We start from the raw sequence: 22,047 nt of genomic DNA on the forward strand, positions 1-22,047 counted from the left end.
CCTGAATGCTACTTCTGTCTATTTTTACCATCTGTCGCATTCTTTTTTCAAATTGGTATCATTTACAAGTTTTAGCAGAACGTTTGAAATCATGTCTGGAGGGATTCTAATACCAATTCAAAAAAATTTAAGCCGGAAAATAAATTTCCGACTCTTAACCAAGCAATATTAGGAGTGTTAATTATCAGTAGACTGAAGACTTTTGAAATTCCATCACCGTCAGGCTAGTTCCTGTATAAATAACTTGTTGCAATTGAAAGCCACTAGCTTCAAATAGATCCTTATATTCTTGTTCCGTGCGCCAGTAACCCCCTGGATTCGTTACCATCATCTGAACTGCGGCAAGAGCTGGGATAGTTCCATCCGGATATTCTACAGGCGCACCACGAGGTGGAACTAGTGTTTGTAGAAGTATTAGCTTACCTTGTGGCGGGAGAGCTTCTCTACACCGAGTTAGTACTTTGATCGCGTCTTCAACACTGAAAACAGAGAGGAAATACTTCATTACGATCGCATCTGCACCCTTTGGTATTTCCTCCAAAGCATTACCACCAATGATTTGCACTGCATCTTCACTAAGTCCCTGCTTTGCTAGAAAAGTAGGAGCTGTCTGAACCTCATGCGGTAGGTCAAACAATATGCCTTTACAGCCGAATTTTTTGATAATATGGGCAATCAGTGCGCCTTGATTGCCTCCAACGTCCATAACTGTATCAAACTGACTAAAGTCATAAACCTCAAATAGTGAATCAATTGCCTGATTCGTTAAAAAGCTCATGGCATTGTTGAACAGATTTCTACTATCGGGGTTTTCTGTCATGAAAAATTCGTAAAATTTCTTGCCATGGGCTCTCTCAAAAGCTACTTCCCCTGTTTTTAAGGAATTCCCTAGTTCCCTCCATGCATCCCACATACTAGGTTCTGCAATATGTAGTAGGAAATGTCCAACAGAAGGTTCTGCATTTGTAATCAGTTGTTCTGAAAGTTCTGTTGCTGCAAATACACGTCCTGGCTTTTCTACAAATACACCCAAATGAGCTAGAGCGCGCAGCACAACATACAAAGTTTCTACTTTTGTGGAGGTTGCTTTTGCGATTGTTTCCACACTCATTGGTTCTGATTGCAAAAGGTTAGGTATACCTAAGTTTGTTGCTATATAAAGGCACTGACTTTGCCAGTAGCCATAGATCATCTGAGCAAGCTTTTTGGATGCCGAAGTTGTTCCTAACAAATTCTATTTCTCCGTTTTAAAAACTTTACACTATTTTCTATCTAGTGGTCTATCGCAAAAATTTTGATTGGTGAACTTATTCTTCGTTTTTCTTCTTTTCCTTCTTCCTTTGTGTTCTACCCTGCGGGTAGACACGAAGTGGCTTCTGTTCCCTGAAAGGGTTTCCGAAGGGTAAGTAGCCTATGAGCGCGTTTAATGCGTACTTTGCGGTTCGTTAATTAAATCCCTCAAAATTAATGCGATAACTTATATCTTGCATCTGGAAATATGAATGTTAATATCTTGACTAAGTAAGAAAGAACGCATTCGTTCAAGATTCAGTAAAATTGAAAACACAAGAAATCCTGGCAAGCAAGCTTGAATAGCAATTTGTGCAGCTTGTCCCCAATCAGGTAGATCTGTAGTGGCAAGCGATAAATAAGCCCAATGCGCCAAAATATAAGCAATTAGCGAAAGTACTAACCAGCGATAAACGCCCAAAAGTTTTCCTTGACCGAAGCGGTTTAACCCAAAACGATGCTTTGCAATTTTAAACCAACCCTCAATTTGCCAGCGACGCTTACCCCACCAGTTAATAGTACTCGCCTTGAGAGGTCTAGTAGATAGAATAAACCTTTTCTCCAACTTGCCATCATCACGTTTGAGATAATACCAAGACACTGTAACAGGAAACTTTAAACCCACGAATCGTACTTGCTGTCCGCGTTTATGTAAATGTCGTAAAATACGCCCATCGAGTAATTTACGGTCAATCCGTACTCCAACAACGGCGTGATATTTAAGCTTACGTAACCCGTGGAGAAACTCAATACTTCCGAAGGCAGTATCTGCTAAAATCATCACCTTAAAATGTTTGGTTAAAGCTTTGGGTAATGACTTGATTAGCTTTAATCCTAACTGTGCGGGTGAAGTAGTTCCCTTGCCTCTCCAAACACGAAAATTCCAAGGTACTCGCCACTGACCAACGACCAAATACACCACAACCAAATGCAACCCTCGTTTTCCGTTATAGACACTGATTAAATTCTTAAAAGACTTGAATTTCCCAAATTTTTCCACAGTTGTGAGGTCGATCATCACCTGTAAAAACGGTTTGCGCCCCTTTGGGCACTCGGACAATATCTCCTGCATGATGCGCGCACGAATTGTGCGAATTACACTCTTGGTTGACCAGTCGTAAATATTGAGAAATCGACTTAAGGCACTGGCAGACTTACTTCTACTATGTTCAGGTAAGGGATATCCTTGCGCCTCCAAAAATAACCCCAACATCGCTTCTAGGTTTTGTTGTTGGTATGTAGACGGCATCAACGACACTAAGGTGTAAACTAACCCTTGGGCGTGGGCAAGAATTGATTTCATTGTTCTTGCTTTTCCATAATGCTATTCACGCCCTTTTTTCTCATATTTCGGATCTGATGTGCAAATCCAGGCAGTCTTCCAAGTTGGCGATCACCTGCACCCTTACTTGTTTGCGTAATTTCCTAAATAATACAGTTATATTAATTTCTCAGTATCACGTAAGCTCATTTTCGCTTCTGGTGTCACTTTCTTACACCCTCTATTCGTGTATTAGTGGTTTATCCAGAGAGGTGCAAGATATAAGATAAACCACTAGTCCCAAATTGCAAAACTCTAAGTTCTGTTGTCTGCAAGTAGATGAATATATCATTAAGGAATTGTGATAAATACATATGAACGCAGACAAAGTTGTATTTCATTCGGATAAAAACTGCTATCTGTTCAAGACTTTCAGGAAATCAAATATGTATTATTATTTTAGTATATTTACTAATATAAAATTGGTTCTTAAGTACTTGTTATGCTTAACTATAAAAATCCTAAAAGCCAACGAACTCTACAAAAATGTCATTAATAGAGAAAATCGCGATCGCCTAAATCAGCTTTTCTGCACAAATCACTTAAAATGTAAAGACCCGGTTTCCTACAAACGCCCAAAGGGCGAATGTAATATAGAAACCGGGTTTCTTCATGCATGATTTACCTAAACCAATGATTGAAGTCGATCATTTAAGTAAAATATACGGTTCAACCCAAGCAATCACTGATGTGACTTTTAACGTCGAACCAGGAGAAATTCTGGGGTTTTTGGGACCGAATGGTGCTGGTAAAACTACGACGATGCGGATTTTAGCTGGTTATTTACCCGCAACAAGCGGTACAGCGAGAATTGCTGGCTTTGATGTCCATGAACAATCTTTGCTAGTGCGGCAAAGGATTGGTTATTTACCAGAGACACCGCCGTTATATCCAGAAATGACGGTGGAAGGATTTTTGTATTTTGTCGCACGGATCAAAGGAGTACCAGCAGGCGATCGCACTACCAAAGTGAAAGCCGCAATTGAACGCTGCAACTTGCAGGACAAACGCCACGTCATTATTCGCAAACTTTCTAAAGGATACAGACAACGTGTTGGCATTGCCCAAGCAATTGTTCACGATCCACCAGCTATTATTCTGGACGAACCTACTGTCGGACTCGATCCTCGACAAATTATTGAGGTGCGAAATTTAATTAAAAGTTTGGCTGGAACTCATACTATTATTCTTTCTACCCACATTTTGCCGGAAGTAAGTATGACCTGTAGCCGCGTCGCCATCATCAATCGTGGAAAAGTTGTAGCAACAAACACACCAGAACAATTACTAACCCAGTTGACAGGTGGTTCTGGCTATGAATTAGAAATAGAAGGCGAAGCAAATTTAGCTAAACAAGTATTGCTGAATTTGCCGGGTGTGAGTCAGATAGAATCAATTCCCTTAGCAGCGATGCATGGTTACTCCCCTAAAGATAATCGTGCTTACCTACGAGTAATATCCCAGCCAGGTGCGGAACCAGGTAAAGATATTGCCGCCGCCTTATTGCATACAGGATTTGATTTGTATGAAATGCGCCGTGTCAGCGCCACCCTCGAAGATGTATTCTTGCAACTGACCACAGAAGAAAAAAACATGCAAACTGAGGCAGACTCAGCAACCAATGAGGAGGAAGCGGCCTAGATGGGTGTTGTACTGAGTAATATTATTGCCATTTATCGCCGAGAATTACAGAGTTATTTTGTCTCGCCTTTAGCTTATGCGATCGCTGGCGTTTTTTGGTTTTTAGCTGGGTTGTTTTTTATCTTGATTTTGATGGGTCCTGATGGCATTCTGGCAGCAGTCACAGCATTAGATTTACAAGGACAACAATTTGGAGTGCCAGTACCACCGATAGATGTACCTTATGAATTTGTGCAGGCATTTTTAGACCGGATGGGATGGCTGTTATTGTTTGTGTTGCCGATACTTTCAATGGGACTTTATGCTGAGGAACGCAAGCGTGGTACTTTAGAACTCTTGGCAACATCACCAGTCACAAACTGGGCTGTAGCTGTTGGTAAATTATTAGGCGTGCTAACATTTTTTATCACAATGGTAGTGCCGATGCTGGCACTAGAAGCGATCGCTTTGAGTGCATCAACTCCACCTATGCCTCCCACAATTCCTCTGCTGGGACATTTAGCATTAATCTTATTGGCAGCAGCAATTTTATCTTTAGGAATGTTTATTTCTTCTTTGACAGACAGCACTATTTTAGCTGCTGTCCTTACTTTTGCTGTCATTTTATTACTGCTATTTGTAGATTTAATTGCTAAAAATATCAGCGGCCCCATCGGGCAAGCTTTAGGTTATTTGTCACTGCTAAAACATTACAACAATCTCATTCAAGGGATTTTTGATACTAGTAGCATCATTTTATTTGGCAGTTACATTATTTTAGGTATATTTCTCACTGCACAATCTATTGATGCACTCCGATTTCAACGACAGTAATTATTTTAGTTATTAGTTAGTAGTTAGTGGTTAGTAGTGACAACTAACAACTAACAACTAACAACTAACAACTAACAACTAACTAATCATGAAAAGTATACCAAGAAAAAAACTTTGGAAATATTTGGTTTGGCCAGGTTTATTCCTGGTTGCGGCTGGCTTAACAATCGCTGTAGTTTCCGACAGTTGGGGAACAGTACCCCTAGCATTGATTATTTCTGGAGCAGTAGTTATTAGTATATGGTTAATCTGGCAAAGCCAAGAGAGTAAATGGTGGGGACGTCGTTCGACTCAAGCTGGTACTAATGCCCTAGCTGCAACTTTGGCAGTATTAGTAATTTTAGGGTTAATTAATTTCTTAGCCAGTCGCTACGAAGTGCGCGTAGACTTAACAGAAACTCAGTTGTTTACCCTTGCTCCCGAATCTAAACAACTGGTAAAAAATTTAAAACAGCCAGTTAAAGTTTGGGTATTTGATGTGGCTCAAAATTCCCAAGATCGAGAATTGCTGGAAAATTATCAAAAACAAAATTCCAATTTTAAATATGAGTACATTGACCCGCAAGCAAGACCAGGATTGACAGAAAAATTTGGCGTTAAAGATTACGGAGAAGTTTATCTAGAATCTGGAAATAAACGACAATTAGTGCAAGTCGTCAACGTTAATGATCGCCTTTCCGAAATTAGATTAACTAATAGCCTGCAACAAATTACTAGTGCTAGCACAGCTAAAGTTTACTTTCTCCAAGGTCATGGTGAGCGATCGCTTTCAGCTGGTGAAGGTGCAATTTCCCAAGCTGTCCAGGCATTAGGTAACAAAAGCTACACTACTGCACCAATCAATCTAGTGGAGAAATCTAGTATTCCTAGTGATGCTAACGTTGTGGTGGTAGCCGGGCCTAAGCGAGAACTATTTGCTACTGAAGTCAAAGCTTTGCAAAACTATCTGAATCAAGGTGGCAATTTAGTACTGATGATCGATCCAGGTACAGACCCTAAACTTGATAGTTTGCTCAAAGAATGGGGCGTCAAGCTAGATAATCGTTTAGCTGTTGATGTCTCTGGTAATGTTGCCCTTGGCCCTGCTGTTCCTATTGTCACCAATTACGGTGAACATCCGATTACTAAAGACTTCGGTAACGGCATTTCATTTTATCGTTTAGCACGACCAGTTGATACTACTCCAGTCCCTGGTATTGAATCCACAAAATTATTACTCACCAAACCCTATCCCAATACCTGGGCAGAAAGCGACCTCAAAAGCGAAAACTTGGAATTTAACGAAGGAAAAGACCTCAAAGGGCCTCTAACCCTGGGTGTGGCCTTAAAACGCAAACTACCAACTTCAACCAAAACCACCCCTAGTCCAACACCAACAACATCACCTACTCCCTCCCCTACCCCTACTCCTAACAATCCAACCGCTAGCGAATCACGCATGGTAGTAATAGGGGATTCAGACTTTACCACAGATGGATCATTCACACAACAGTTAAATGGAGACGTATTTCTCAACTCCATCAACTGGAGTAGCCAGCAGGACAGCCAACCTCTTTCCATTCGTCCCAAAGAACCAAAAAACCGTCGCATCAACCTCACAGCCTCACAAGCTGGCATTTTAGCTTTATCTTCTCTGTTAGTTTTGCCCCTAATTGGGTTTGCAGTAGCAGTTATTTTGTGGTGGTTACGTAGATAAATAGTTAGTGGGTAGAGACGCGAGGAACATCGCGTCTGTACATTAGTGATTAGTAGTTGGTTGTTGGTTAATAGTAATTAATAACCAACAACTATGAACCACTGACTATTGACAATTGACAATTGACAAATGACTAAAAAATGAAATTACAGCGAACAACTTTAATTTTAATACTGCTAATGCTGGGTTTAGGTGGTTTTGTTTATTTTCATGAATTTTATTGGAAAACTCAGCAAGAGGAAGTCAAAAATAAAAAGCAGCAAATTTTTTCTTTTGAGGAGGATGATGTACAGTCTTTAGCAATCAAGACTAAAAATGCCACTATTATTTTGGAACGCAACAATAAATCTGAACGCCCTAAGTGGCGAATGACGTCTCCTCAACAAGTGCCAGCAAATGATGCTATAGTTTCCTATTTAATGGATTTATTAGTCAAAGGTGAAAGCGATCGCACTATATCAACATCTGTTAATCAACTAGGAGAATTTGGCTTAGCTGCACCTCAAGCAACTATCGATATTAAACTCAAAAATCAACAAAACCACCAGTTACTTTTGGGGAAAGCTGACTTTAATAGTCGTTTTTTATATGCTCAAGCCGATCCAAATTATAAACCAGATAATAATGTAGATGTGCTACTAGTATCTAAAGATTTTGGAAATGCAGTGAATCGAGAATTATCAGAATGGAAAGAAATTCCAAATCAGAGTGAAAGTACACCTTTGCCAAGTTTAAATTTACCCATTCCCAAAAAGAAGTAAAAAAGTAAATGATCAGACCCAGAAACGAAGCAACAAAAGTTGGAGAGGTATTTTGCGTAAGTCCCATATCTCTAAGTGAACGAACACAGATAAACACAGATGCACACAGATAAATTATCGGTGTTTATCTGTGTGTATCTGTGTTCGTTTTTTAATTATTTTTATCGGAGTTGAAATTTTTATCAGGTATGAGTTAATAGATATTCTTCATTCTTTTAATTATGACAAGTCCAACAGCAACTTTGTTAATTTCCTGTCCTGAGCAACAGGGACTTGTAGCTAAATTCGCTAATTTTATCTATGCCAATGGTGGTAATATTATCCATGCAGACCAACACACAGACTTTGCGGCTGGGTTATTTCTCACACGCCTAGAGTGGCAATTAACAGGATTTAATTTATCACGGGAGTTTATTGCACCAGCATTTAATGTGATCGCTCAACCATTAAATGCAAAATGGGAACTACACTTTTCTGATACTGTTCCCCGCATTGCCATTTGGGTTAGTAAGCAAGACCATTGTCTGTTTGACATAATTTGGCGACGTCGTGCGAAAGAATTTACTGCGGAAATTCCTTTGATTATCAGCAATCATCTTCAACTTCAGGAAGTTGCAGAGCAATTTGGGATTGACTATCATCACATTTGTGTTAATCAAGATAATAAATTAGAACAAGAAGCCAAACAACTAGAATTACTGCATCAGTACAAAATTAATTTGGTTGTATTGGCAAAATATATGCAAATTCTCAGCGCTGATTTTATTGCTAAATTTCCGCAAGTTATTAACATTCACCACTCTTTTTTGCCTGCTTTTGTGGGTGCAAATCCTTACCACAAAGCTTTTGAACGCGGCGTCAAAATTATTGGTGCAACAGCCCATTATGTGACTTCTGATTTAGATGCAGGCCCAATTATTGAACAAGATGTCGTGCGAGTTAGTCACCGCGATGAAGTTGCAGATTTGATTAGAAAAGGTAAGGATTTAGAAAGAATTGTCTTAGCAAGGGCAGTGCGATCACATTTACAAAATCGTGTGTTGGTTTATGGCAACCGCACAGTAGTATTTGAGTAAATTATCTATAAAAACGTGATTGTTTACGACATTCAAAATTTAGTTAAAACCTATCCAGGTCAAACTCAACCTGCTAATAAAAACATCACTTTGCAGATTTACCAAGGAGAAATCTTTGGGATTTTAGGTGATAACGGAGCAGGTAAAAGTACCCTTGTTCGCCAAATGGTAAACTTACTCACTAGTGATTCTGGAACTATCACTTTATTCGGAAATAATATAGTTGCAGTTCCCCATTTGGTACAAATGAATGTTGGATATATGCCCCAAGAAAGCGGAGCATTGAACAATCTCACGGTGGGCGAAGCTTTATATTATACTGCTCATTTGCGAGGCATGAGCCGCGTTGATGCTCGTCAGGAATGTAATGCACTACTTGATTTGTGGCAAATTCGCGAACTGTGTCATCAACCAAGTTCTCGCCTTTCCGGCGGACAAAAGCGACTGCTACGGTTAGCAGTGGCAGTTGCAGGTTCTCCACCTGTGTTAATTTTAGATGAGCCAACCAACGACCTCGATCCCCAGCGTCGCAAACTGGTTTGGGATATTCTGCGCCAGATTAACCAAGAACAAAGCACTACAATTATTCTCATTACCCATGATGCGATCGAGGCGGAAAAGGCAATTCAACGAGTAGGTATCATGCGCGCTGGTGAATTAGTAGCTGTTGGTCGTCCTAGCGAACTCAAGCAACAAGTAGATAGAATGTTGCGGTTAGAACTTTTTTTCGCACCGGAAACTCCCCCTAGCTTGCCACCTCATCTTATTCCTATTGCTTTGGAACCTGGTCACTGGCAATTATTGTTGGAATGGAACCAAGTTAATCCTGCCCTTAACAGCCTAAATTTAGAGATGCTAGATGACTTTCGCCTTTATTCAGCCACTTTAGAAGATTTATACCTGCACTATGCCAGCAAAGCGTAACTTACCTTCTTTGCCAGTGCAATTACTGGACTTATTTTTAATGGAACTGACTAACTGGCGTTGGTCATGGCGGACTATTGCTCTCACCAGTGCCATTACTCCGATGCTTAGTACTATTGCTCTAGGTAGCTTTGCTCAAGATTCGGGACAGGAAACCTTGGGGTACATTCTCACGGGTAATCTGGTGATGGCGTTGATGTTTGGCAACCAAGATAACATGGCATCTCGATTCGCTTACATGCGATTTGCTGGCACTCTAGAATACTACGCTACTCTACCCATTAGCCGTGTTGCTTTAATCATTGCCTGTGTTCTGGCATTTTTTCTGCTCTCATTACCATCGCTGTTGGTAAACATTATCTTTGGTGTTTTCTTTTTGAAAATTCCATTAATTGTTCACCCGATGATCCTGTTGGTTATTCCCCTATGTGTCCTACCAATGGCGGGACTAGGAGCGCTCATTGGTGTCAATGCGCGTACACCCCAAGAAAGCGACTCTTTTAGCTTGCTTTTAACTATGGGGATGCTGTTTCTCGGCCCGGTACTCATCCCAGCAAATCGTTTACCAAGTTTTCTACTGAGTGTCGGCAAATTAAGTCCTGCTACCTACGCTGCATCTGCTCTGCGCCAAAGTTTACTCTCGCCCCTTACAGGACAAATGCTAATAGATTTAGCTGCTTTATTGGGTTTTACTTTATTAACTTTTTGGTTCGTAGGACGCAAGCTCGATTGGCGACAAAGATAACTGATATCATGTTTGCTTGAATACTTAATATTATCCGTTGGGGTCGGTAATTGGTAATTGGTAATGGGTAATATCAAGTTCGCATGATTACTTATAATTCCCGTTTAACCTCACAAGAACAGCCCCTTCACCCCTAATCCCCACTCCCTTAGGGGAGTGGGGCCCCCGAGTTCCCCAGAGGGGACCCCCCATCCCCTCTCCTTGACAAGGAGAGGGGTACCGAAGGCAGGGTGAGGTTTTTCATTTTAAGTGATTAACCGAACTCGATATAATGGGTAATTATAGATACTGATGATTTTCCAATGCCCAATGACCCCAGGTGCTATAACGGAACGCCACGTGCTTACTAGATAAGGTCAGTCTTTCTCCATCTGCCATCTGCTGCCTTCTACTCAAAACAATAATCCTACTCCCACGATCGCTATGATCACACCTGCGATCGCTCTCCAGGTAACTTTTTCGCCTAGCCACATCCCAATGGGAATCACAAACACCGGACTAGTTTGCACTAAGGTAGAAGCAACCCCCGCAGCAGTATATTTTAAAGCTATTTGCTGTAACCAAATTCCTAAGTAAGTTCCGCAAAAAGCAGCAAAAATAATTGCTATTAAGACTCGCGATCGCCTAGCCTTGGCTATACTAACTAAGTTTTCCGATGGGGATTCTAAAACTTGTCTGTGCAGGTTTTGCTTGTGTAACAAAGATTTTAATACAGTATTGCAAAACGTAAAAATCAGCAGAATCAGCACACCAGCACTCAACCGCAACAAAGCTGCCCACAAAGGGTTCATAATAGATTGTGCGAATGCTGCACGCGAAAACAAAGCCCCCACAGCATTAGCAACTGCTGCTAACACTCCAAACCCTATTCCCCGCCATAAACTTGTTGTAGCATCAGACAAAGAGGAAAATCTGCTTCTGTGTCCTCCTTGTCCCCTTTCTCCCCCCATCCCCCTGCCTTCAGGAGTCCGTTCTGTTACCACCCAAGCAACTCCTAAAATCGTCAGCAGAATCCCACACCAAGCACTGAGATTTAGCTGTTCTTGGAGAAAAATCATTGCACCAATAGCTGTTATGGGCGGGGCTAAGGTTCCCATCAGTAAAGCGCGTCGCGCTCCTAAAGTATTGATACAAGCAAAAAAGACTGTATCACCAAAACCAATACCCACTACACCACTGAGGAGAATTAGAGAAAGGGGAATGGGGGCGATGCTAGGAAATAATTCGCTACTCAGTACAATAGTAAGTAAAAGTAGAGCGATCGCAACTATGCCCTTCAGTAAGTTGAGTTGCAGAGGCGGGATACGCTCACCCAAACGCCCATACACCACAGATGCGATCGCCCACAAACAGGCAGCAGACAAAGCTGCTATTTCACCTTGAAAACTTATGAAGAAGACAGAAGGCAGAAGGCAGAAGTGATAAGGGAATCCCATAAATAAATGATTCTGTTAGCGAATTGATCAGGGGTCTAATCCCGAGCGTTATCATCAGTCTTGATAAGAGGTGTTTCAACGTACTTGAGGTATTAGCCCGCAATTTATTGCAGGGCGGGATAATGGCGCTTCTGCCTTTTAACGCTTGCCTTCCATTGAAGGCGGTTAATGACGAATTTAAAAAATTATTAAAAATAATATTTCCCCCTTTTCAATTACTCCAAAATTTTCATATTTTAATAAAAATACTTTTATAAACATTAGCACTTAATGCACAACACTGCTAATTTTTTGCTGGATAAACTTTAGCACTCAAGATAGAAAAGTGCTAATTTGTTGAAGATTTTAATACCTCTGGTATAGAGTGTAATAAAACTTTTTTCAGATACATTGCCAACTAATTTCCAGATATATATAGTTTAAAAAGTTTGAGATTGGGGTAACAGCAATGAAATACACTTTTGATATTGTTGGAGTATCTCAAGTTTTACAGTTTTTTAATCATCAACAAGAAACTTTGCACAAACCGCAACACCAAGGTGTGGAATATATCGCAACGCATACATGTACATTAGATGCACTGCTAGAATCTGTGGAGCCAGTACCACAAAAATGGAATTGGGACAAAGATGAAGTTGTAGGTACAGTCATTAATTTTTGGATGCAGAATTCTGAGACTATTCGTTATTGGAAAGCACGTTTAATAGATGCTGGCACAGATAACTTACTAGTAGCAAGAGTCGCAGATATCAAAGCCTTAAAGAAAGAATTGGAATATCTGTTAGATGGAAATTTATAGTTAGGTGTAATGCTTCGTTGTTAGCTATTGGGCATTGGGCATTTGGGAAGAGATTTTTCCCATTAGTAATTAGCAATTACCAATTACTAGCCTACGCAACAGCATAAGTATTCAAGCGAACATGATATCAAATTCTCAACTTCTACGAGAAGTCCGAGATCCGAGTAGCGGCGACCCCAGATAAAATAGTTAACAAATGATGCTCGCTAGCTGACTCATGACGCCTTCACAAGACGCAAACACTGTAACTGCTCACACTGCTCCTGGTGTTGATTTTGAAACCAATGAGCAAAAAGAAACCGATCCTTTGGATGAATTGCCAGGAGAGGTCGAAATGACCCTTTTTGAGCATCTAGAGGAGTTGCGACTGCGGATTTTTTATGCACTGATTGCAGTAGCAGTAGGTGTGGTTGGCTGCTTTTTTGCTGTTAAGCCTATAGTTCAGTTGTTGGAAGTGCCAGCCAAAGGAGTCAAATTTCTCCAGCTTGCACCCGGAGAATACTTTTTTGTATCTCTGAAAGTCGCAGGCTATAGTGGTTTACTCCTTGCTAGTCCCTTCATACTGTACCAAATCGTCCAGTTTGTGCTGCCAGGCTTAACTCGCCGAGAACGTCGCTTATTAGCTCCTATAGTTCTAGGATCAACTGTGCTGTTTGCAGTAGGTTTAGTATTTGCTTATTTCCTACTGATTCCAGCTGCTTTAAAATTCTTTATTAGCTACGGTGCAGATGTTGTAGAACAACTATGGTCAATTGACAAATATTTTGAATTTGTCCTGTTGTTACTATTTAGTACGGGTTTAGCATTCCAAGTACCGATTATCCAACTTTTACTCGGTAGTTTAGGAATTGTCTCGTCAAGTCAAATGCTTTCTGGCTGGCGTTATGTAATTTTAGGTGCAGTAGTTTTAGGGGCCGTAATTACGCCTTCTACAGACCCCCTGACCCAAACTCTCCTAGCGGGAGCCGTACTAGGGCTGTACTTTAGCGGAATTGGGCTAGTTAAGCTTATAGGTAAATAGAAGACAAACCAGACAGGGGAGACAAGAGAGACAAGGAGGACAAAGAAGACACGGATAAAGATTTCTCCCACACTCCCCACTCCCCCACACTCCCCACTCCCCCACTCCCCCTACCTTGGTGCAGATAGATATTCTTAACCCATTTGATGTTTTAGTAGTCGGCGCTGGTGCTGCTGGACTGTATACGGCGCTTTGTTTACCACAGTCCTTACGAGTTGGTCTGATTACCAAAGAAACTTTAACCTTGTCTGCTAGTGATTGGGCGCAGGGTGGTATTGCTGCTGCGATCGCTCCTGATGATTCACCACGGTTGCATATTGAGGATACAATCAAAGCAGGAGCGGGTTTATGCGATCGCCCCGCAGTCGAATTCCTTGCCGAACATGCCCCAGACTGCATTAAATCTCTGGTAGAGCTTGGAGTCGCTTTTGATCGTCACGACAATCATTTAGCTTTAACTTTAGAAGCCGCCCACTCTAAGCACCGGGTTCTTCATGCTGCTGACACTACAGGTAGAGAAGTAATCACCACCCTTACTGCTCGAGTACTGCAACGGAAAAATATTCAAGTCATTCAACAAGCTTTGGCATTGAGTTTGTGGATAGATCCTCAAACGCAAACCTGTCAGGGGATTAGCTTGTTTTATCAAGGTGAAATTACATGGGTAAAAGCTGGTGCTGTAGTGCTAGCAACAGGTGGTGGCGGTCAGGTATTTGCTCAAACTACCAACCCAGCTGTGAGTACCGGAGATGGAGTTGCGATCGCAGCTCGTGCTGGGGCAATTCTCAGAGATTTAGAATTTGTCCAATTCCATCCTACTGCTTTGACAAAACCAGGAGCGGAACGCTTTTTAATTAGTGAAGCTGTACGTGGTGAGGGAGCGCATCTAATAGATAATCAAGGACGGCGTTTTGCTTTTGATTATCATCCTGCTGGTGAACTCGCTCCCAGAGATATCGTGAGTCGGGCAATTTTTAGTCATTTACAAAAAACTACTGCTGACCCCGCCACTGCCCACGTGTGGTTAGATATGCGCCCTATTCCTGCTGACAAAATTCGTCACCGCTTCCCTAACATCATTAATGTTTGTCAACGCTGGGGTATCGATGTTTTTTCTGAACCAATTCCCGTTGCCCCTGCTGCTCATTACTGGATGGGTGGTATTCTCACAGATATGATGAATCGCACCAACATTCCTGGTTTATACGCCGTCGGAGAAACTGCAAGTACAGGGGTACATGGTGCTAATCGCCTTGCTAGTAATTCTTTATTAGAATGTATTGTTTTTGGCGCACAAATGGCCCATCTGGAACTGAAAAGCGAATTGGTGAGTGAACAACCACTTCCAACAGTGCGGGAATTTGTTACAGATATAGACAATTGGCACAAACAACAAGCCCATCTAGAAGATTTGCGGCAAAAAATTCCCCGTTTAGTGTGGCAACATGCTGGTATCTGTCGAGAACACTCAGGCTTAGAAATAGCGATCGCCACCGTCAAATCTTGGCAGCAAGATTTTGCTGATTTGCAACTCAGCCAATTTTTACTTTGTTTACCCCCTAAACAAAGCCTTAGTTTCAAATTGCCAGATGTAGAACGACAATTGAGACTGTGGGCAGAAACTCGCAATTTATTGGATGTAGCTTATTTAATCCTCACCAGTGCTGCTTTTAGAACAGAAAGCAGGGGAGGACACTATCGCTTAGACTATCCCCAACCAGATCCTAATTGGCAAGTTCATACATTGGTACAGTACTACAATTGGTGGCAAGCACCTGTATTGGAATAGGATTTAGTTGTTTATTGTTAGTGGTTGGTTGTTGTTTGTTATTTTGTGTTGTTAACTATGCCTAATTAGTATAACTATATGACTATTAATCACTCACAATTAGCATATTAACTTTTGACCAATGATTAATTACAGATGATCCAATTAAGAATAATAGTATTTGTCAATACTAGTCAACTACTAATAGATAGATGTATTAATTTGCTTTTTTCAATAACAAATTAAAAAATTCTCACAAAGAATGCTTGAGATCAATTGCCTGTAAAATTGACAGTTAAATTCAAATGTAAAACACTACGAAGTTGTTGGCATGTGGAATTGTCCAGGGCAATCTACTCCAAAAGCATCTACAGTGTTTTCTGCGATCAAACTTAACTTTAATACCGGAAAACCATGAATACAACTTGGCAAAATATAACCCAAGTGATGGGAGCTGGTTTGTGGATTAGGGTAGAAACATTTTTAGCACAATCGCCTACATTACCACCACAAGACGCTGGATTCAACACTTATGTGCAAAACTCTTTCCAACAGATAGGTGCATTTCTGCCTCGGTTGTTGGGAGCAGTATTAATTTTGTTGGTTGGCTGGTTGATTGCTGCTAGTGTTGCTGCTGTGACGCGAGGAATTCTCAATCGCACGCAAATAGATAACCGCATAGCTGCTGGCGTAGTTGGACGTGGAGACAGCAATGAACTTCCTCAAGTAGAAAAATTAATTTCTAACTTGGTATTTTGGGGCATTCTACTGCTAACCTTAGTCGCCGTTCTAGACACATTGGAATTAAGGGTTGCTTCTCAACCGCTTAATGCTTTTCTCAATCAAATTGGTGACTTTTTACCCAGATTGGTGGGCGCGCTGATTTTTGCAGCAGTTGCTTGGTTAGTAGCCACTGTTGTCAAGCTAATCACAATTAGAGGACTGCGGGCGTTAAGAATAGACGAACGTTTAAATCCACCAGAAGATAGTAGTACTACTCAAAATCAATTACCTCTGAGCGATACGATTGGTAATGCTCTGTATTGGTTCATCTTTTTACTATTTCTGATTCCAATACTAGATACTCTGGGGTTACAACGGGCGCTACAACCAGTGGAAGTGCTGGTAACAGAGATTTTGGCGATTTTACCGAACATTCTTGGGGCAATAATAATTGCCGCAGTTGGTTGGTTTTTAGCGACTGTTGTCCAACGGATTGTCACAAATTTACTTGCAGCAACAGGAATTGACAATTTTGGAACTCGAGTAGGATTATCACGCACTGCGGGGACTCAACCTCTTTCCAGAATCATCGGCACAATTGTCTATATTCTGATTTTGATTCCTGTAGCGATCGCTGCTTTGAATACTCTGCAAATAGCAGCGATTTCAGTGCCGGCAATCGCGATGTTGCAACAAGTTCTCAATGTACTTCCCGCAATCTTCACAGCGATCGCCATTTTAGTTCTTGCCTATTTCTTGGGGCGGTTTGTGGCAGATTTAGTCACCAACATTTTGACCAGTATAGGTTTTAACAATATTTTGTCTGTCTTGGGAATATCACCACCTCCAAGACGAATTGTGATTCCTGCAGAAGAACCAACAGCACCAACTCCCCCCAGCCGCACCCCCTCGGAAATTGCGGGCATTATTGTATTAGTTGGGATTATGCTGTTTGCGACTGTGGCAGCAGTGAATATCCTTAATATCCCTGCCCTCACAGTGCTAGTAGCTGGGATTGTTGTCGTACTCGGACGAATTTTAGCTGGAGTGATTATATTTGCTATTGGTTTATACCTAGCCAATCTAGCTTTTAACATTATTACCAGTTCCGGTAATCCCCAAGCGAGAATTTTAGGTCAGGTGACACGGATAGCAATCATTACCCTAGTTGCCGCAATGGCATTACAACAAATCGGTGTTGCACCCGATATTGTCAATCTTGCCTTTGGCTTGCTACTAGGTGCGATCGCAGTGGCGATCGCTCTTGCCTTTGGTTTAGGATCTCGCGATCTCGCCAGAGAACAAGTGCAACAATGGTTGGAATCTTTCAAAAATAGAGGTTAATTCAACTTGCAAGCACATCATTAGACCTCTTGCACGAATATTTGAAATACCCCCCTTAGTTCCCTCTTGGCAAGGGGAGAAATAATACATTAACTCCCTCCCCTTAGTAAGGGGAGGGTTGGGGCGGGGTTTTGAGGATTCATATAAGAGGTCTATTAAACAACCCAAACCACTAACCTAGTACTACAGCTTGAAGTGATAAACCGAGTTTTTGTGACTCCAAAAACTCGGTTTATGGTGTTTTTATATTCCCGTTAAGATGCTCACAAGGAGTAGTCTTTAACCATTGCCAATACTAGGTAATATCCCAATCACCCATTATCGACCTAGGCGGATAATATTAAGTGTTCGAGCTAATATATTATAAGTTAATCTTATGAATAAAATCAATCATGTTGCAATAGTTGGGGCAACTCACGGAAATGAATTTACAGGGGCATACCTAATCAAAAAATTTGAGCAGTATCCTCACCTAATTCAGCGATCCAGCTTTAGGATTCAAACTTTACTAGCCAATCCTGAAGCTTTCAAGGTTGGTAGACGTTATATTGACAAAGACTTGAATCGTTGCTTCCTTAATCAAGACTTACAAAAATTGACACTTTCTAGTTATGAAGACATTCGGGCAAAAGCTATCAACCAAATATTAGGGCCAAAAGATAATCCTCAAGTAGATGTGATATTAGATTTGCACACTACAACAGCAAATATGGGTTTAAGTATTATTATAGGTAACCAACATCCATTTTGTTTGCAATTATCTGCTTATCTAAGTGAAATCAATCCTCTAGTAAAAGTTTGTTTGACAACAACAGATCTAGATAGTTCTTTACTTAAATCTCTATGTCAGTACGGTTTTGTAATTGAAGTTGGCCCTGTCGCCCAAGGTGTTTTAAATGCAGATTTATTTTTCAAGACAGAGAGGCTTATTTACACCATTTTGGACTATTTAGAAGCATATAATAAAAATTCAATTTCATCAGTGAATCACAGACTAACACTTTATCAAAACATCGGGACTATCGATTATCCCAGAAATAAATTAGGAGAAATTCAGGCGATGATCCATCCCCAGCTTCAGTTTAGAGATTATGAACCTCTCCATCCTGGTGAGCCAATATTTCTCAGCTTTGATGGTCAAGAAATTACTTATGAAGGAGAATCAACTGTTTATCCAATTTTTATTAATGAAGCTGCTTACTATGAGAAGGGAATTGCCATTTGTTTAACTCAAAAACAGGAAGTGACTTTGAATTGGGAATAGGAGACAGAGGGAAGTAGTTCATCAGTGAGCCTCTATCATGGAATGTCGAACACAGATGTACACAGATAAACACAGATGGATTATGGGTTTGCTATTAAGTTATACCAATTTGAAAAAAGAATATGACAAATAGATCATATTGTAGAGACGCGATTCATCGCGTCTTGAACCAAGGATGTGTTGCAATCATTAATTGAATTGGTATTAATCCCCGATACCTATTTTCAAGACAGCTAATCATGCCATGACTTTTGCAAGATATCTAATAGATTTCATTAGTGCAACATCCCGCCCTCGAATAAATTTGGGGCTAACAGTCAAAACCCACTCCAAGTGGGTTGAAGGGCTTATTAATTCAGTCTACTTGCGGGCGACTTCATTGTTTAGTTTGATAATATTTATCTAAATCATTTTAAATTGTTAGTTCTTCCAAATACTAAACAACCAACAGCAGCAAACTATTCAGCAATTAGAGTACGGGCATTAGATAATGCTATTCTTACCTGCTCAAAACCTGTACCACCGTAGCTATTGCGGGCAGCAACTACTTGCTGAGGAGATATTGCTTCGTAAATGTCGGCTGCAAATGCTGGGTGAAGTTGTTTCCACTCTTCTAAGGTTAAATCTTTAAGGAGTTTGCCAGCAGCAATGCTAGTTTTTACTACTTTGCCCACAAGGTTGTATGCTTCTCGAAATGGTACACCTCGTGCTGCTAAATAATCTGCTACGTCGGTAGCATTGGAGAAGTCTTCACATACTGCTTGTGCTAAACGTTGCGTACGAAATTCCAGACCCTCTCGTAGCAAAATTGTCATTGCTTCTAGACATGCTTTGACAGTTTTAACACTGTCAAATAAACCTTCTTTGTCTTCTTGTAAATCTTTGTTATATGCCAAAGGTAGTCCCTTCATAATTACCAACAAAGCTTGGAGATGACCAAAAACACGCCCAGTTTTACCCCGCACTAATTCTGGGACATCAGGGTTTTTCTTTTGAGGCATGATGCTGGAACCAGTTGCACAGCTATCTTTCAGGGTGACAAAACCAAATTCTTCAGACGCCCAAAGAATGATTTCTTCTGAAAGTCGGCTCAGATGAACCATAATTAAGCTGGCAGCACACAAAAATTCGATCGCAAAATCGCGATCGCTCACCCCATCCAAGCTATTAGCATAAGCACTATCAAAATGCAAGAGTTGAGCTGTGTAATGGCGGTCTATCGGGAAAGTTGTTCCTGCCAAAGCACCACAGCCCAAAGGAGAAATATTCACTCGCTTCCAAACATCTCCCAAGCGTTCCCAGTCTCGTTGTGCCATTTGAAAGTATGCCAACAAGTGGTGAGCCAAACTCAGGGGTTGAGCGCGTTGCAGGTGGGTGTAACCAGGTATTAAAGTTTCAACGTGATTTTCAGCAATATTTAATAGGACACTTTGGAATTCTCGCAGTTGCTTACGAATTTGTTGGATCTGATCACGTAGGTATAATCTGGTATCTGTGCCTACTTGGTCATTCCGGGAGCGTCCTGTGTGTAACTTTTTACCTACATTTCCAATAATTTCCACAAGGCGATGCTCAACAGCAAAATGTACGTCTTCTGCTTCAATACCAGGGTTAAACTTGCCTTGGCGATATTCTTGCCGGATTTGTTCTAAACCAGCAACTAATTGCTCTCCCTCCTCTGGAGAAATGATCCCGCATTTAGTTAGCATCTGAGCATGAGCAACAGAAGCAGTCAGGTCATATTCTATTAATTCAATATCAAAACTAATACTTGCATTAAAACGAGCGATCGCAGGATGCAAGGCTGATTCAAATCGCTGGCTCCAAGTTTGCTGTTCAGTCATGTTCAGGGGCTGGGGATCGGGAAAGGGAGATGGGGGGATGGGGAGTGTGGGACAAGGAGGATAAGGGAGAAATATACTTATTTCCTATTAAGAGTTCCCTCTTACCAATGACAAATGACCAATGACAATTGACCATCAACAAACAACCACTAACCAAAACTTGTCAGATTCCGAATCATATAACCAATTGCCAATCCAATCAAGAGCGCCCAGGCTTGACCTGATTGGACAAAATGCGTAAAGGCTTTTTGCATCTGACCAATAAGATTTGGGTCAGTGATGTTTTGAGCTAGGATAGTCAAATTTTCCGGTAAATGCCAAATTAACTGAGACATCGAATCACTAAGTAATTGAATTGTTCAAATTTATTCTTGAATATTGGGTAAAAAAGGGGCAAGGAAGACAAATAATCAGTTATCAGTTATCAGCTATCAAATTAAACTGGTCACTGGTCACTGTTTACTGGTTTCAGATAAGAAGGATAACTTTTTACCAATCCCTAATCCGTAATCCCACTTTCCAATCTAAAATCCAAAATCCAAAATGGTATTACACCTTTGCCCTTTCACCCTGATTACATCGAGATACTGATCGTTAGCCAAAAGCTTAAGGCAAAGGCAGCCAACGTAATCAAAATTTTCATTGCTGAGTGGTGTTTTTCACTAAATGTAAAAGTAACATCACCGTCATAACTCAAGAATCAGATGATGCCATCCGCAATTTCTCGGCTGTTCGCAAAACTTGTCCTGCTAGCACTGCTGCACCAAAGCCATTATCAATATTCACTACACCAACTCCAGCAGCACAAGAGTTGAGCATTGTCAATAGAGGTGCTAAACCTCCAAAACTTGCACCGTAACCAATGCTAGTAGGAACAGCAATCACCGGACAGTCTGCTAAACCTGCTACTACACTCGGTAAAGCACCCTCCATACCTGCGACGACAATCAACACAGAGGCATTTGCAATCACACGGCGGTTACTTAGCAAGCGGTGTATGCCGGCAACCCCTACATCCCAGAGACGTTGGACACGAAAGCCAGAAAGTTCTGCCGTAACAGCGGCTTCTTCAGCTACAGGTAAATCGGCTGTACCAGCAGAAAGAATGCCAATTGTGCCGGGATAACGTGGTTCAAGATTCGGGGGAGCGATCGCACAAATTCTTGCTGATTCGTAGTATCGTAAATCTCTTACCTTGGGTTGCAGTGCTGCGTAAATCTCCGGTTCGATGCGAGTTGCCATAACTACAGAGTTACGTAGACGCATTGTCTCCATAATTTGAGCAATTTGATAGGGGGTTTTGCCAGGACCCCAAATCACTTCCGGAAAACCAGTTCTGATAGTACGATGATTGTCAATTTTGGCAAACTCACCCACCGGTTCATAAGCTAAATATTTAAGTTCATCCAGTGCGACATCCAGGGAAACATTACCATTGGCAACTGCTTGGAGGAGCGATCGTAAATTTTCGTCATTTGTCATTTGTCAATGGTCATTGGTTGTTGGTTGTTAGTGGTTAGTGGTTAGTAGTTGGTAGGTACAGACGCGAGGAACATCGCGTCTGTACAATAGTGGTTAGTA

General features: G+C 41.1%; 17 protein-coding genes and 1 pseudogene. 12 read left to right on the plus strand and 6 right to left on the minus strand.

Features of this window, described 5'->3' with window-relative positions; translation table 11 throughout:
• Positions 1 to 184: 184 nt before the first annotated feature.
• The gene (locus tag RS893_RS14040; RefSeq protein WP_315791702.1) at positions 185 to 1,231 is read right to left on the minus strand and encodes a methyltransferase; all 1,047 of its coding nucleotides are present in this window, start codon (positions 1,229 to 1,231) and stop codon (positions 185 to 187) included.
• Between the two features lie 297 nt (positions 1,232 to 1,528).
• A pseudogene (locus RS893_RS14045) lies at positions 1,529 to 2,593 on the minus strand (transposase); the annotation flags it as partial.
• Positions 2,594 to 3,244: 651 nt separating this feature from the next.
• Here RS893_RS14045 and RS893_RS14050 point away from each other — a divergent pair.
• The 7 genes from RS893_RS14050 (at position 3,245) to RS893_RS14080 (ending at position 10,267) form a co-directional block, all read left to right on the plus strand.
• Positions 3,245 to 4,252 carry an ABC transporter ATP-binding protein gene (locus tag RS893_RS14050; protein WP_315791973.1) on the plus strand — a complete coding sequence of 336 codons (1,008 nt, stop codon included), beginning with the start codon at positions 3,245 to 3,247 and terminating at the stop codon, positions 4,250 to 4,252.
• A complete protein-coding gene (locus RS893_RS14055; protein ID WP_315791703.1) occupies positions 4,253 to 5,065 on the plus strand; it encodes an ABC transporter permease in 813 nt (270 codons plus the stop codon). It abuts the gene before it with no gap.
• A gap of 88 nt (positions 5,066 to 5,153) precedes the next feature.
• Entirely contained in the window at positions 5,154 to 6,761 is a 1,608-nt protein-coding gene (locus tag RS893_RS14060; RefSeq protein WP_315791704.1) for a GldG family protein, read from the plus strand.
• Positions 6,762 to 6,901: 140 nt separating this feature from the next.
• Positions 6,902 to 7,522, plus strand: coding sequence for a DUF4340 domain-containing protein (locus RS893_RS14065; protein ID WP_315791705.1), 621 nt, complete (start codon positions 6,902 to 6,904; stop codon positions 7,520 to 7,522).
• A 221-nt stretch (positions 7,523 to 7,743) separates the two neighbouring features.
• The gene (gene purU, locus RS893_RS14070) at positions 7,744 to 8,598 is read left to right on the plus strand and encodes a formyltetrahydrofolate deformylase (RefSeq protein ID WP_315791706.1); all 855 of its coding nucleotides are present in this window, start codon (positions 7,744 to 7,746) and stop codon (positions 8,596 to 8,598) included.
• Between the two features lie 15 nt (positions 8,599 to 8,613).
• A complete protein-coding gene (locus RS893_RS14075) occupies positions 8,614 to 9,522 on the plus strand; it encodes an ABC transporter ATP-binding protein (RefSeq protein ID WP_315791707.1) in 909 nt (302 codons plus the stop codon).
• Positions 9,506 to 10,267: an ABC transporter permease gene (locus RS893_RS14080; RefSeq protein ID WP_315791708.1), complete on the plus strand. Its 762-nt coding sequence runs from the start codon at positions 9,506 to 9,508 to the stop codon at positions 10,265 to 10,267. Before RS893_RS14075 ends, RS893_RS14080 begins: the two co-directional genes overlap by 17 nt.
• A gap of 392 nt (positions 10,268 to 10,659) precedes the next feature.
• On the opposite strand, the gene RS893_RS14085 is transcribed toward RS893_RS14080, so the two are convergent.
• A complete protein-coding gene (locus RS893_RS14085; protein ID WP_315791709.1) occupies positions 10,660 to 11,703 on the minus strand; it encodes a DMT family transporter in 1,044 nt (347 codons plus the stop codon).
• 448 nt (positions 11,704 to 12,151) lie between these two features.
• On the opposite strand from RS893_RS14085, the gene RS893_RS14090 reads away from it, so the two are divergent.
• The 5 genes from RS893_RS14090 (at position 12,152) to RS893_RS14110 (ending at position 18,622) form a co-directional block, all read left to right on the plus strand.
• Complete coding sequence (locus RS893_RS14090; RefSeq protein ID WP_315791710.1) at positions 12,152 to 12,502, plus strand: hypothetical protein; 351 nt, start codon at positions 12,152 to 12,154, stop codon at positions 12,500 to 12,502.
• A 217-nt stretch (positions 12,503 to 12,719) separates the two neighbouring features.
• Positions 12,720 to 13,523 carry a twin-arginine translocase subunit TatC gene (gene tatC, locus RS893_RS14095; protein WP_315791711.1) on the plus strand — a complete coding sequence of 268 codons (804 nt, stop codon included), beginning with the start codon at positions 12,720 to 12,722 and terminating at the stop codon, positions 13,521 to 13,523.
• Positions 13,524 to 13,638: 115 nt separating this feature from the next.
• Positions 13,639 to 15,312, plus strand: coding sequence for an L-aspartate oxidase (gene nadB / locus RS893_RS14100; RefSeq protein WP_315791712.1), 1,674 nt, complete (start codon positions 13,639 to 13,641; stop codon positions 15,310 to 15,312).
• 393 nt (positions 15,313 to 15,705) lie between these two features.
• Positions 15,706 to 17,358 carry a mechanosensitive ion channel gene (locus RS893_RS14105; protein ID WP_315791713.1) on the plus strand — a complete coding sequence of 551 codons (1,653 nt, stop codon included), beginning with the start codon at positions 15,706 to 15,708 and terminating at the stop codon, positions 17,356 to 17,358.
• A gap of 376 nt (positions 17,359 to 17,734) precedes the next feature.
• Positions 17,735 to 18,622: an aspartoacylase gene (locus RS893_RS14110; RefSeq protein ID WP_315791714.1), complete on the plus strand. Its 888-nt coding sequence runs from the start codon at positions 17,735 to 17,737 to the stop codon at positions 18,620 to 18,622.
• A gap of 458 nt (positions 18,623 to 19,080) precedes the next feature.
• Here RS893_RS14110 and argH read toward each other — a convergent pair whose 3' ends face one another.
• From argH to larB, 3 genes are all read right to left on the minus strand, one after another.
• A complete protein-coding gene (gene argH / locus RS893_RS14115; protein WP_315791715.1) occupies positions 19,081 to 20,466 on the minus strand; it encodes an argininosuccinate lyase in 1,386 nt (461 codons plus the stop codon).
• 149 nt (positions 20,467 to 20,615) lie between these two features.
• Positions 20,616 to 20,801, minus strand: coding sequence for a hypothetical protein (locus RS893_RS14120; RefSeq protein WP_026719652.1), 186 nt, complete (start codon positions 20,799 to 20,801; stop codon positions 20,616 to 20,618).
• Between the two features lie 358 nt (positions 20,802 to 21,159).
• Positions 21,160 to 21,948 carry a nickel pincer cofactor biosynthesis protein LarB gene (gene larB / locus RS893_RS14125; RefSeq protein ID WP_315791716.1) on the minus strand — a complete coding sequence of 263 codons (789 nt, stop codon included), beginning with the start codon at positions 21,946 to 21,948 and terminating at the stop codon, positions 21,160 to 21,162.
• Positions 21,949 to 22,047 lie beyond the last annotated feature (99 nt).

The organism is Fischerella sp. JS2 (assembly GCF_032393985.1).
In the GTDB taxonomy this organism is placed as follows: domain Bacteria; phylum Cyanobacteriota; class Cyanobacteriia; order Cyanobacteriales; family Nostocaceae; genus Fischerella.

Excerpts from the sequence above, each read along its gene's own strand:
- RS893_RS14050 (WP_315791973.1), top strand. The coding sequence starts at position 3,245 with ATGATTGAAGTCGATCATTTAAGTAAAATATACGGTTCAACCCAAGCA.
- RS893_RS14055 (WP_315791703.1), top strand. The coding sequence starts at position 4,253 with ATGGGTGTTGTACTGAGTAATATTATTGCCATTTATCGCCGAGAATTA.
- RS893_RS14060 (WP_315791704.1), top strand. The coding sequence starts at position 5,154 with ATGAAAAGTATACCAAGAAAAAAACTTTGGAAATATTTGGTTTGGCCA.
- RS893_RS14065 (WP_315791705.1), top strand. The coding sequence starts at position 6,902 with ATGAAATTACAGCGAACAACTTTAATTTTAATACTGCTAATGCTGGGT.
- purU (WP_315791706.1), top strand. The coding sequence starts at position 7,744 with ATGACAAGTCCAACAGCAACTTTGTTAATTTCCTGTCCTGAGCAACAG.
- RS893_RS14080 (WP_315791708.1), top strand. The coding sequence starts at position 9,506 with ATGCCAGCAAAGCGTAACTTACCTTCTTTGCCAGTGCAATTACTGGAC.
- RS893_RS14085 (WP_315791709.1), bottom strand. The coding sequence starts at position 11,703 with ATGGGATTCCCTTATCACTTCTGCCTTCTGCCTTCTGTCTTCTTCATA.
- RS893_RS14090 (WP_315791710.1), top strand. The coding sequence starts at position 12,152 with ATGAAATACACTTTTGATATTGTTGGAGTATCTCAAGTTTTACAGTTT.
- tatC (WP_315791711.1), top strand. The coding sequence starts at position 12,720 with ATGACGCCTTCACAAGACGCAAACACTGTAACTGCTCACACTGCTCCT.
- RS893_RS14105 (WP_315791713.1), top strand. The coding sequence starts at position 15,706 with ATGAATACAACTTGGCAAAATATAACCCAAGTGATGGGAGCTGGTTTG.
- RS893_RS14110 (WP_315791714.1), top strand. The coding sequence starts at position 17,735 with ATGAATAAAATCAATCATGTTGCAATAGTTGGGGCAACTCACGGAAAT.
- argH (WP_315791715.1), bottom strand. The coding sequence starts at position 20,466 with ATGACTGAACAGCAAACTTGGAGCCAGCGATTTGAATCAGCCTTGCAT.
- RS893_RS14120 (WP_026719652.1), bottom strand. The coding sequence starts at position 20,801 with ATGTCTCAGTTAATTTGGCATTTACCGGAAAATTTGACTATCCTAGCT.
- larB (WP_315791716.1), bottom strand. The coding sequence starts at position 21,948 with ATGACAAATGACGAAAATTTACGATCGCTCCTCCAAGCAGTTGCCAAT.